General features: G+C 55.0%; 12 protein-coding genes. 1 reads left to right on the top strand and 11 read right to left on the bottom strand.

Translation table 11 applies throughout. The features are described 5' to 3' along the window. Position 1: 1 nt before the first annotated feature. Positions 2-1,129: an efflux RND transporter periplasmic adaptor subunit gene (locus tag EYC98_RS01570; protein ID WP_279243545.1), complete on the bottom strand. Its 1,128-nt coding sequence runs from the start codon at positions 1,127-1,129 to the stop codon at positions 2-4. Positions 1,130-1,258: 129 nt separating this feature from the next. Further along, positions 1,259-1,684, bottom strand: coding sequence for a c-type cytochrome (locus tag EYC98_RS01575; RefSeq protein ID WP_279243546.1), 426 nt, complete (start codon positions 1,682-1,684; stop codon positions 1,259-1,261). 134 nt (positions 1,685-1,818) lie between these two features. Between EYC98_RS01575 and EYC98_RS01580 the strand changes: the two genes are divergently transcribed. Then, positions 1,819-2,442, top strand: a complete 624-nt coding sequence (locus EYC98_RS01580) for a glutathione S-transferase family protein (protein ID WP_279243547.1) — start codon at positions 1,819-1,821, stop codon at positions 2,440-2,442. A gap of 64 nt (positions 2,443-2,506) precedes the next feature. On the opposite strand, the gene EYC98_RS01585 is transcribed toward EYC98_RS01580, so the two are convergent. The 9 genes from EYC98_RS01585 to EYC98_RS01625 all read right to left on the bottom strand — a co-directional run bounded on the left by EYC98_RS01585 (position 2,507) and on the right by EYC98_RS01625 (position 12,369). Further along, on the bottom strand, positions 2,507-4,057 hold the full coding sequence (locus tag EYC98_RS01585; RefSeq protein WP_279243548.1) for a parallel beta-helix domain-containing protein: 1,551 nt from the start codon (positions 4,055-4,057) through the stop codon (positions 2,507-2,509). Continuing rightward, positions 4,050-5,291, bottom strand: coding sequence for a cytochrome-c peroxidase (locus tag EYC98_RS01590; protein WP_279243549.1), 1,242 nt, complete (start codon positions 5,289-5,291; stop codon positions 4,050-4,052). Before EYC98_RS01590 ends, EYC98_RS01585 begins: the two co-directional genes overlap by 8 nt. A gap of 5 nt (positions 5,292-5,296) precedes the next feature. Next, positions 5,297-5,920 (bottom strand): c-type cytochrome, encoded by a 624-nt coding sequence (locus EYC98_RS01595; RefSeq protein WP_279243550.1) that lies wholly within the window; start codon positions 5,918-5,920, stop codon positions 5,297-5,299. A gap of 186 nt (positions 5,921-6,106) precedes the next feature. Then, entirely contained in the window at positions 6,107-7,168 is a 1,062-nt protein-coding gene (locus EYC98_RS01600) for a helix-turn-helix domain-containing protein (RefSeq protein WP_279243551.1), read from the bottom strand. Between the two features lie 2 nt (positions 7,169-7,170). Then, positions 7,171-8,421 carry a hypothetical protein gene (locus EYC98_RS01605; RefSeq protein WP_279243552.1) on the bottom strand — a complete coding sequence of 417 codons (1,251 nt, stop codon included), beginning with the start codon at positions 8,419-8,421 and terminating at the stop codon, positions 7,171-7,173. Beyond that, entirely contained in the window at positions 8,422-9,132 is a 711-nt protein-coding gene (locus EYC98_RS01610; RefSeq protein ID WP_279243553.1) for an ABC transporter ATP-binding protein, read from the bottom strand. It lies immediately after the preceding gene. An 8-nt stretch (positions 9,133-9,140) separates the two neighbouring features. Further along, entirely contained in the window at positions 9,141-10,373 is a 1,233-nt protein-coding gene (locus tag EYC98_RS01615; RefSeq protein WP_279243554.1) for an ABC transporter permease, read from the bottom strand. Further along, entirely contained in the window at positions 10,373-11,617 is a 1,245-nt protein-coding gene (locus tag EYC98_RS01620) for an ABC transporter permease (protein WP_279243555.1), read from the bottom strand. The genes EYC98_RS01615 and EYC98_RS01620 overlap by 1 nt, the downstream gene beginning before the upstream one ends. Beyond that, positions 11,614-12,369, bottom strand: a complete 756-nt coding sequence (locus EYC98_RS01625; protein ID WP_279243556.1) for an outer membrane lipoprotein-sorting protein — start codon at positions 12,367-12,369, stop codon at positions 11,614-11,616. The genes EYC98_RS01620 and EYC98_RS01625 overlap by 4 nt, the downstream gene beginning before the upstream one ends. Positions 12,370-12,491 lie beyond the last annotated feature (122 nt).

A 12,491-nucleotide genomic window follows, 5' to 3' on the forward strand; every position in this document is an offset into this window, starting at 1 on the left:
CTTATTCCTGATTCTTCAAGGCCAGAGACCGGCTCTTCACCCGCAACCCGGGGCGCACCTGCTGCAGACCACGAACAATGATCTGCTCGCCTTCGTCCACGCCTTCTTTCACGACTACCTTCTCATCAATTCGTTCGCCCAGCGCCACGTTACGGCGCCGCACCATGCTATCGGCATCGACCGCGAGGGCGAAGCTGCCCTGCTGGTCAACCTGCACCGCTGCCTGCGGAATAAAGATCGCCTCTACCAGATTGGTTTGTTCCAGGATCACCCGCACATACTGCCCGGGCACCAGCAGTCCACCGGGGTTGGGGATGATGGCGCGCGCCTCCAGGGTACCGGTTTCTTCAGATATTCGATTGGCAAAATAATCGATACGACCGACATGTGGGTAAAACACTCGATTAGTCAGCTCCAGCGACACTTCCAGATCGCTGGTATCCATGGTGTGAAGATTTTTGGTGGCGCCCAGACGATTAGACATGGCCATCACCAGTACGTTTTCAGAAATCTGGAACAGTGCCTGAATCGGATCGATGCTTACCAGGGTGGTTAAGGTTCCGGACGTGGGCCCGATGAGGTCGCCTGGACTGTGCACGCTGCGACCGATGCGGCCCGATATCGGCGCCAGAATTCGGGTAAAGCCGAGATTAACTTCCGCCGTTTTCAGCTGTGCCTGCGCGCCGGCAATACTGGCGTCAGCCTCCAGCTTCTGAGCGTTGAGCTTATCCATCTCTGATGCAGAGATGGCGCCCTTGGGCAGCAACTCACGGCCACGGTTATAATTCAGGTTAGCCACCGCCTGTGCAGCATTGGCCTTGGCCAAGTCAGCTTTGGCGCGCGCCATTTGCGCCTCGTACTCGGCCGGGTCTATCTCGTAGAGCAGGTCTCCAGCGGCCACCATTTGGCCCTCTCGAAATGCACGCGACGTCATATAGCCGTCCACCCGGGCCTGAATCATCACGTCTTCCCGGGCGTGCAAGCGACCTACGAAAGAAGTCTTGGGCTGGTAGGGTTCTAACACTGCCTCATCCACCACCACTTCAACCATCTGTGGCAGAGGTAGTTCCTGGCCACAGGCGCTAATCCACAGTAAAAGAGACAAAAGGCAGAAACGAAATGGGCGCATAGCGAGGAGTCCTAAGTGAGAAACAGACTCTAACAGAGCACTGACAACGATAATAGCGGTCGTCAATTGTCAGCAGGCAAAAAAAATGCCGCTAATAAAGCGGCATTGCGACTTGACTCATGATGACTGTTATTGGCTGCCATCCACCATGAAGTCGACCGCCGCGCGGACTTCTTCGTCAGAGCAACTCATGCAGCCACCTTTGGCAATCATGCCGACACCAAAACCATTGATGCCGCTGTCATAAAGGGCGTCAGGGCCCTTGGCAATGCGATCGGCCCAGGCCGTGACATCACCCCGCATCGGCGCGCCGCCAGCACCCGTGGAATGACAGGCCATGCAGGCAGCGTTATACACGTCTTCGCCGGAACGAGGACCAGAGCTGGCAGCGACGGCTACCGCGCCGCAATCGTTGTCGCCCTGCAGGCAGACTTTGCCCACCGGCTTGATGCGGTCTTCAATTTCCATGCGTTGCTTTTCACTCAGGGCCATGGCGGACAGACTAAACATCACTGCCAGGGTACAAATAGCCAGAGTTTTCAGTGACTTGATCACGGTTCTTCCTCTTCGGGGCGGGTCAGGGTCGCGCATTATAGCCACTTATGGCGCCCGCGGAAACTCGATCTCCACTAGCATTTGGACAAACTCGTGCCTAAGATCAACATCCGCCCAAATAATGCGAGCTCGTGATGAAACTGTACACCTGTGATCCTGCACCCAACGCCCAGCGCTTAGCGCTTTTTCTGACCTACAAAGGCATCGAGCTGGACACCACTCAGGTTGACCTGGCTAACGGAGAGCAATTGGGCGATGCCTACCGTGCCATCAACCCATATTGCACAGTTCCCGCCCTAATTCTGGATGATGGCACCCTGTTCACCGAAGTTGTAGGCATGGCCACCTATCTCGACCAGATTTTCCCGGATAAACCACTGATGGGTACTGACCCGGTACAACGCGCACAAGTGATGCAATGGGATCACCGCATTTTTATGATGATGACCAGCCCGACCGCTGACATCCTGCGCAATAGCAAGGAAAACTGGAAGGATCGCGCAATACCAGGCCCCCTAAACATCCCACAACTACCAGACCTGGTGCAGCGTGGCCGCGATCGGCTGACCGCCTTTTATCCGATTATGGAGGCGCACCTGGCAGAGAATGCCTATGTGGCAGGTGATAGCGTGACCTTCGCAGACATTGACCTGTTCACCGCCTGCGGCTTCTGCCGCTGGGTCAAGCAGGGCATTCCTGATGAATGCACCCACATGCAAGCCTGGTATGACAAAGTGAGCGCGGAGCTGGTCGGATAAATCCGACCTCCTAAACGCATTCTCTCCACCTGTAGGGCAGACTTTATTCTGCCGTTCAGGAAAACTATTTGGTGCGGGACAGCATGTACTTGGCTACAGCCAAACGAGTTTCGGGGTCGAGATAGTTTTGCGGCGGCATCTCAGGGTAGTCAGGACGCTTCTTGATAGGCGCATTAATGTACTCGGCCAGACCTTCCGGATTGTCCATGTAGAGGGCTTGAATTATCTGCACCGGCGGGCCAATCATGCGGCCGGTGTAAGTATGGCAGCCGGCACAAATTCCAAGGTAGGCTATTTGACCACGATCTTCGGGAGCGATCTGTCGCGGCGCCACATCGGCCAGCAGATAATTACCAATAGGGTACGTATTGGCAAAATCACACTCGGCAAAATCATCCGTACCCACAGTCACATAACGGTGCCGATTGATAATGCAGCTATCTTTGGTCGGGCCAATTACCAGAATATCCGGGTTACCGGTTTTCAACTCGGTAAGCATAATCGCTTTAACTGCATCAATCGTCTCGTAGCCGTTGTTCATCATCACGTTGTTCAGAATTTTCAGGCCGTCTGAATTAGGATCGGCATCCGGATCCACAGTGACATTGGTTAACTGCGCCGCAGAGTTGTGATCCACCGAGATAATACCGATGGTCTTGTTACCGGTAATAATATTGCCTTCGATCACCACATCATCAGCTGCCATCACCATAATGCCGGTGCCCGCAGGAATACCACCCACCGTAGAACCCGGCGCACCGAAGTTCGGCGTGTTGTTATTGTGTACCCAGTTATTACGAATAATCACATCGTAGGTGGTTTTGATGGGTAGACCCGGCGTGATAAACGCCAAAATGCCACCGGTGTTGTCATGTACGTAGTTGCTCTCAACAATCGCGTGGCGGGAGTTTTCAATTTCAATACCCGCAACCGAATCAAACACGTGGTTGAAGGCGACATGCACGTTATCGCTCATCCCCACATAGATAGCCGCATCTTCAATCCCGGAAATCACGTTGTGCTCTATGACGCCGTTTTTACCCAACTGCGGGAAAATACCGTAAACACCGGTATCTACGATGATATTGTCGCGAATCTCATAGTTGTTGCCGGCCTGGCTCATAATCGCATTACCCTTGTAACGGGTAATATAGAAGCCCTCGACCACAATATTGTTACCTGAAAAAAGAATGGCGTCGTTGAGAGTTCCCTTGCCATCCAGCACCGGGCGCTCACTCCCCACCACCATGCCCAGCAGGCGAATACCGTCTTTATCGATATACACCGTTTCACTGTAATCGCCCGGCATAACCCGAATAGTGGTGCCCGGCTCAGCGGCCTTAACCGCATCCTGAATCAATTGCCCCGGCTCAACGGTTACCACCACATCTGACTGCGGCGGACCGGCCACGAACTTGCTGGAGCCGCTGGTTACCAGACTGCCTGCTGCAGCCCCTTCGCTAGAATCCGAATCACTGGAAGGCGCGGCACCGGTATAACCAGCGCCATCGCTATTAGCCGTCACAACAACCGGGGCATCGTTACCGGCGGCCCCCAAATAGATGCCGATCGCGAAGGCAAAAACCAGACCGGCGATAGCGAGTAGTTTATTCATGATAATTCACCTGTTGTAGTCTTATGGGTATGGGTAAACGAGCAGTGGCGAGCTCTGCCGCAGCAAACCCCGCTGGATTATCTATGGGCGGCAGCCCTGAGGGCAACCGCTTCGGAATGCGTGGTTTGAATGCTTCATCGGTCAACGTGCCAAGAAAATCGACTACCCGATCCATTTCATCGCTGGTCAGGTTAGGCTCCCAAATATGCCAGTGCAGGTGCATGGAGACACCTTCGGGCACGGCGTGGCCACGCCCCTTATTGTAAAACTCAACCGTATCACGCAGTGACTCAAATCGTCCCGAATGCATATAGGGAGCAGTCTGCGTAATGTTGCGCAAGGATGGGACTTTGAAGCCACCTTTTAATTTGGCGGCATTGAACACAGCTTCGGCACCAATATCCAGTGGCAAGCCGTCAGGTTCCGGCGCACCAATCACAGCAATCTGTTGGTTGGTAAATAGCGGCGGCGTATGACATTCAGCGCAGCGTGCAACAAACGAGCGAAATACGTTGAGGCCCTCAATCTCCGGCGCGGTCAGGGCTGCGTGATAACCCTGGGCGTAACGGTCATAGCGGCTATTCAAAGAAATCAACGAAGTCTGGAAGGCCGTCAACGACATATAAATCTGACCCAAACTGATTTCATCCAGTTCACCACGGGGAAAAGCCTGACGAAACATCTGCTGATAGATCTCATTATCGCTCAGCGTCGCCAGCAGCTGCTGCGGCGTATTGGCCATTTCTTCGGCTGAGAACAGCGGCCCCTGGGCTTGCTCTTCCAGCGACTCGGCGCGACCATCCCAAAACAGGCGCTGCAGAAAAGCCACGTTCCATAAGCTGGGTGCGGCGCGGGTCATTTCGTGGCCACCCTTGCCCATAGAGCGCGCCATCCCGTCGCTAAAGCCCTTGTCGGGATGATGACAACTGGCGCAAGACATACTGCCATCGCCCGACAATGCCGGATCAAAAAACAGAAAACGACCCAGATCAATTTGCTCGGGTGTGAAGCCATCGCGATGTGGCGGCAACGAGGTTTGCGTGCCGCCAACTCCCTTATCTTGCAGGGAGTCGTAGAACTGATACATATTGACCAATTCACAAGTGCCCTGCACAGTTTTCTTGAAACTGGGCGGGCAATGGTCGCTGAGCACAAACTCGTCCGCCGGACTCGCTGCGGCTACAGCCGGCAGCAGGAACAGTGTCAGTAACGAGAAGGCCAGTAACCGCAGCATAAAAACTACTGCGCTGAGCCCTGGCTGACAATGAAGGCCAGCACATCAGCAACAGCCTTATCGTCTGGCAATACCGTGGCCATCATCTTCATCTGCCGACCATAGCGATCATCGGCGTGGTTTCCGCGGATACCGGCCGCATAATTCTGTAACTGCCGAGCCAGATACTGACGATCCAAGCCTGCCAGTCGCGGTGAATTTAAAGCCGGATTACCCTGTGCCTGCGCACCGTGACAGGCACCGCAATAGGCGTTGTACTGATTCTCCCCATTGCGCATATCCGCCTCCAGCGTCTCGGTAGAAACCGCAGCCGGGAGACTCGCCAGATATGCAGCCACGGCTGTGACGGCCTCATCGCTGGCCAAAGTACCGGCCATACCACGCATCTGGGCGCCAAAAGTATCTCCAGGCGCTGCGCCGCGTATACCCGACTTGAAATGGTTCAATTGACGCGCGAGATAGTCGGCGTCCTGACCCGCCAGCGCGGGCGAATTCATGGCTGCTCTACCCTCCCCGGCAGCCCCATGACAGGAAGCACAGATACCGTATGCGACTTTGCCCGCGGCCAGATCCTGGGCCGTGGCAAGTTGGCTCATCAACACGCCTAACATTAAAATAATCAGTTTCATAAATCCTATCCCTGTTTCTAGCAGCCTGTAAGTGGTGATCGAAATAGACCGCACGAACCCTCACCCGTCATCGCTCCAAGTGTAGCCGTTGGGTGCCATTTGAACGGAAACGGACAGCGATTTCTGCGCAATTGTAAGAATCCGTCAGATTTTGCGTCGATTTTTGAGAAAAATACTGAGAACTGCTTATTTTTTGAGCGATTTTCGATAGGCGGTAGGAGTCATACCACGGGTATCTTTGAACGCCTTATTAAAGGAACTCAGCGAACGAAACCCCGCATCCATGGCAATAGTCAGCACCGGCAGGCTCTCGGCGGCGGGATCACCGAGGCGTTGTGCGGCCTCGGCAACACGGAAGCTGTTGAGAAAATCATTGAAGTTGCGGTAACCCAGCCCCGCATTAATAGCCTGCCGCAAACGGTATTGCGGCACCGCCAGGCGCTCAGCCAGTTGACCCGTAGTCAGGCTCATTTCACGGTAAACCTGTGCCTCATCCATCAACCGCTGCAATCTGGACATCAGTTCCGGATCTGGCGCCGACTCATGCGCCATCACGGCAGCATCCGCCGGCACCGGCGTCGACGTCTGATCACTCGGCATCAGCATCGGTACGCGCGCGCCAGAACGAAACAGCCCAGCCGGCTTATACTGCAATAACAACACGTTCATTCCCAGCAACACCGGTCCCAAAGGCAGGTACTGGGCCAGCGCAAACCACTGTTCACCATCAAACAGCCACTCACGCATCAGAATCATGGCGAACAGGTAACTGCCATTGATCGCCACAAACCACCAGCGTAGCCGGCGCCTTGACTCGACCAGATCGACCTGCCAGAACTCGGCGACTACCCACAAAGTGAGCCCCAACAGCACAAACTCCAGTAATTGTGGCAGCGTAAAAAATAGATAAAGCCAACCATCGGAGACCTCGGCCAGCTGGCCCAGCACCGGCAGCAATACCGTGATGACCACTAGACCCACTTGCCAGCCGCGCAGCCGGAAATGGTCATCGAAAACGTAGGCGCTGAACAACCAGAACAGCCCTGGCACCCCCGTGGACAGCGCGCTGGAAAAGCCGGACCAGGGTAACGGCAGCAGTGGCGTCAGCAAAAAGCAGGTCACTGCCAGCATCAGCAACACGAACAGGGTCTCACCCACCCCCCGTTCGCCCCGCAGCCCAACCAATATCATACTCAGGCAGACCTGAGACAGGCCAAAGGCAAGCGCAAAGATCAACAGCGTATCCATACTCAGAAATACCACGCCAGCTGGGCAAAAATCGACGCCCCCTGACTCAAGCGCTGACCCTCAACAGCGGTTTCGATACCGCCATACTCGGTGCCTGCGCCACCCACTGGCAGATTGAGCGCCGCCAGCAGCTGCCAGTTCTGACTTAAGCTCCAGGTACCCACCAACTGCGCCAAAAAAGACTGGTCGGCCAGATTAACAAAAGCCGTAGGTGCCAACGTCAGCAGCGGCGTCACTTCAATTAACACAGTGCCAGCAACATAGTGGCGGCCCAGCGTGAACAACTCACCTCGCGCCAAGCGCAACAGTAAATCGGGATTACTCTGCAAATCCTCGGTACTGTATTCACCTTCGGGCTGACCAAAACCGTTGTAAAAATATTCCACCACGCCGGACATATTCCTACCCCATCCAACCCAGGAATAAGAAAGATTGGCCACTGCGCTCCAGTATTCGTCCAGATCAGTTTCGGTGAACGTGACATCACCGCGCAACACCGCACCACCCAGCGGCAAGCTGCCGCCTATGCCGACAATCATGTCGTCGTAATGCTCGGCCAGTAACAGGTCGTACTCGGCGTCTCCGCTAAAGCCGTGGTATTTAACCGATGTGGAATTGACCGCTTGGTCGAGATCGCCCTGTTCGTCTCTTCGCACCACGTACACCGCCTGAAGGTCGTCACCGTTATCACGCAGATACTGGGTATAGGCCATATCATCGCCAGACTTGTATTCTTTATCCACGGCGGCAGGATCAAACGGGTTAAAGATGTCCACGGGGTTATAGAGCAGGCCATTGCCCCAGCTAATCGCCTGTCGACCCACCCGCGCTACCCATTTTTCACCGCGCCAGGATAGCGCCAGCCGGTCAAGGCGGTGGGAGATGACATAGTCATTACCTTCGCTGAGTACGGCGGTCAGGTCCATCAGACGCCGGTCGTCATTCTGCACACCGCCGGGGCCGGGGAGCAGTGTGGAAACGTCACGCACCAGAGTCAGACTATCGCCCGCCTGCCCAATCAGCTGATAATCGGCGTTGACACCCCATTGCCCGCGCTGAGCCTTGAAATTGAGGCGCAGATCACCGCCCTGATCAAAGGCCGGGCTATCGATCGCATTAAGAAACACGCTGTCATCGGGAATGTCAGCAACGCCTAAGCGCAGTTTGGTATGACCTCCCTCTAATACGGAATCCGCCTGCGACGGGGCCGCAACGAATAACAGCATCAACAGTGACAGACGCGTCCACCGCACTCAGCTCGGCTCCGCAGCCGCTGCAGGTTCCTGTAAGTCGTCGCCCACTATCTGGCCGTCTACCATACGTATCAAACGTCGGCAGTAAGCCATGACGCGAGTGTCGTGGGTAGCAATAATAAAAGTGATATTGCGAGTCTGATTAAGCTCGATAAATAGATCCATTAATTGCGCGGAGGTTTTACTATCGAGATTGGCTGTGGGCTCATCGGCCAGCACCAAGGCTGGTTCGCTGACGATCGCCCGGGCTACCGCCACGCGCTGCTGCTGCCCACCGGAAAGTTGTGCCGGCAAGCGTTGCTCCATACCAGCTAGCCCCACTTCAGCTAGAATCGCCATGGCCTTGTCCCGACGTTGACCCGCGGGCACCCCTTGCACCTGCATCACAAACTCTACGTTCTCCAGGGCAGACAACACCGGTATCAAGTTATACGCCTGAAACACAAAGCCGATACTGTGCAGGCGCATCTCTGCCAACTCGGTCTTACTCATCTGGTCTACCCGCAGCTCGCCAATACTGATCGAACCACTATCGGGCTGGTCAAGACCGCCGATAGCATTCAGCAACGTGGTCTTGCCCGAGCCAGAGGGTCCCGACAGACACAGAAAGGAACCTCTTTCGATCTCCAGACTGACTTTATCAAGGCCGGTAATCGTGGTGTCGCCCTGGCTAAAGGTTTTGCAAAGATCCTTACAACTGACAGATGCCATAACGAGCCTCAGTTTTTATTCAGTGCAGTAATAGGGTCAAACCGCGAAGCCCGCCAGGCGGGCAGCAGGGTCGACAGCAGCCCCAGTACCAGCACCACCACAGAGGACAGCAACATATCGTTGATATGCAGCACCGGGTACAAGGTTGTCGCCATACCAGCCATTTCCGCCGCATCGGCAATGCCGGAAAGATCGATGCCCGATTGCAGAGGCAGAATAGAAAGCACTGCAAGACCGTTACCCAGCAACAAACCAATACTCAGTAGAATCAGACCTTCCAGCAGTATCTGCGAGAGGATAGTAGCTGGCCGCATGCCCAGCGCCAGCATCAGGCCAATTTCCCGAATCCGCTCGAACACTGCCATAACCATGGTATTAACCAAACCAAAAGACAACACCACAAAGATTATGACGGCCAGTATCACCACAAAGCCATCCTGTATATTGACGGCCATCTCCAGATAGCCGTCGAGCTCACGCCAGTCCTTTACTTGATAGTCTGCTGTCAACGCCGCACGCAGCTCGGGTAGCCATGCGCCAAGGTCACGGTAACCGTTACCCACTATCGCGATTTCTGACACTTCAGGGCCCATCTTCAACATTGCCTGCACCACCGCGCGACCGGCGTAAACGAAACGCTCCTCCTGCGCATCGGTGTCAGCTTCATAAACGCCGACAATCCGAAAGCCGCGCTCAGCCACTTCGTTGTCCGGGTCCTGCGACATCAGCACAACCCGCCGACCGGAGACTGTTTCCAACTTTTCTAACAAGCTCGCGCCAACCACCAGGCCCGTATCGTCAACCGATTCAAGAAAGCGCCCACTGAGCAGATCAGTGGAATCAAAACCCACCCCCAGTTCCTGCGCAGGATCCACACCTAACAGAATCACACCGCGATTATCCCGTTCGCTAGAAATAATCGCCGGCACCCGCACTCGGGCACTCCAGGCTTCGATGTCCGGATTTTCCAGCGCCTGCTGCGCCGCGGGGGAAAGTGCCGCAATGCTGTTAACCACACTGGGGTCATCCAGATAGTCACGGTGGTGCACCTGGGCATGTCCCGGCAGCATAGTAATGCCGGTGTCGACCATGCCATCGATCATGCCGCGCATCATGGCATTCATAAAAATCATTGCCCATACACCGATGACAATCGCCGCCAGAATAATCAGCGTGCGGCGATGATTGCGCCATAAATTACGCCAGGCCAAGGTAGTAATAGCGCTCAACGGCAAACTCACTACACAGCCCTCATCGCTTCGATAGGGTGCATTCGCTGTAACTTGAGTGCCGGATAAATGGCCGCCAACATGCCCCCGATAAAGACAGTGCCCGGGCCCCAAAACAGACTCAACAGCGAGGCTTGAGGATACATATATTCATCCATATTGTACTTGGCCGCCGCTTCCGCCATGCCAGCAAACGTAAACCCGGTATGGGCAAACCAGGCCACCAGCAAGTAGCCAATAAAAATTCCGATAAACATCCCCAGCAGCGACATGATCAAGGTTTCCAGCAACACCAGACGTCCAAGTCGACCCGGCTTGATACCCAGCGCCAACATAATCCCGAACTCACGGGTGCGCTCCAGTACCGACATTAGCTGGGTATTCATAACACTGAGCGAGACCACGATAATCAGGATGCCGTACATAAACCAGGCACTGACCATGTCTGACATGATGGCCTGACGCAGACCGGGCTGCAGGGCATCCCAGTCATGCACCGCCAATTGGAATTGCGCCAGCAACTGTTTTTTCGACAGCAGAGTCTCTACCTGCGATTTTCGCGCTGGCACCTGATTCAAATCGGGGAACTCAAACACCAGAGCATGAGCCTGGTCCGGCATACTGAAAATTGACTGAAATGTGCCCAGCGGGAGCTGGGCGATACTGCGATCGGCATCAGGCAAACCGGTATCCAGTATGCCCACCACCGTCGCCAACCCGGCGGCAAAAGAGCCGTCGGCGCCGCTCCCCAACAAAGTAATCTCATCGCCAAGCTGCACTTGCAGATTTCGCGCCAGTACCCGCCCCAGAACAATTTCTTCCGCATTGCTGTCACTGAGCCAGCGGCCCTCTCCCAATAAACCAGGCAAGCTGGACACCAGCGGCTCATAGGCCGGTTCAACCCCGATCAGCTGAATGCCAAAGGAACGCTCCTGGCTGGAGGCCAAGGCAAAGCCCTGAGCACGCTGCGTGATACTTTCAATACCCAACTGCTCGCGCAGCATAGCGGTTATCGCGCTGGACCCGGCTATGGTTTCGCGCATGCGCGGCTCATCCAGATAGCCCTCACGCTGCACCTGCATCTGTCCACTGAAAGCGCGCAGGCTGTTCTCGATCATGGTGTCGTACATACCTAACTGCAATGAGATCAGAAACACCAACAGCACGTTGGTAAAGATCATCGCCGCTATCGTCAGCCAGGTGCGGCGCCCATTGCGCCACAGATTGCGCCACGCCATGGTCAGTGTGACATTCACTGCCGCGGGTTTCGCAGGCTCGATAGGGTAAACAGGTTACCGGGCAAATCGATATCAAATTCAATGGCGCCGATAGTTACCTGGGTCCATTCATCCGGTGTCGCGGTTTCGCTCATGCGCATCACGGTGGCCACCGTACGACCGGAGATTGACTTTATTTCCAGAGTGTCCATGGCTTTCACCAATACGTCCGCCTGATCCCAGAATTCCTGGCGCAGCATCACGAAGTCGTCACGAATCACCACCACCTCCTTACCCCAGACCACAGCAGCATCTTCATGGGGGATGGCTTCGATAACATAAATGGCGTGTCCGTCCTGCTCCCGCGTCTCCACCAGTCGGTGCTCGTATTGTTCAAGCAGGTCCGTGGCCTTATTGATGTCCTTATTGGAAAAGTCACTGCCCATCCAACTCTGATTCATCATTGATGAGGGAACTTTGATAATGCGATTGATGCGGGGCGTATAGCTCCACATATTATTGTCTTTCAACAGGGTACCATTGCCGGCATCTTTGGCTGGACCAGTAACTCGCATCAAGGAATTTTTTGAGCCTTCGGTCCAACCCACCATCGACATAGTGCGTTCCCAGTCGGGGCGGTGGATAGTCATGGTGTTTTCGACATAAGAGGTTGAACCGCGCCAATGGTCCATAGCGAGTCGGATCAGTTCTTTGGCGTCGGTTGCCTGCGCCGCTGCCCAAGACGATTGCAATAACAACACCAGCGCCAGAATGACGCGTTGGATGTTCATAGCCCATACCCTCCTGCGGCCTGCATCAGCCAAAATGCTAACACCGCTTGCTTTGTCAGACCATCCTCGCGCTCAGCCATTATTTTCTCCTGCTTTTTGTGACTCCCGTCACAGTATAAAAA

The organism is Candidatus Litorirhabdus singularis (assembly GCF_026262625.1).
Lineage (GTDB): Bacteria > Pseudomonadota > Gammaproteobacteria > Pseudomonadales > Halieaceae > Litorirhabdus > Litorirhabdus singularis.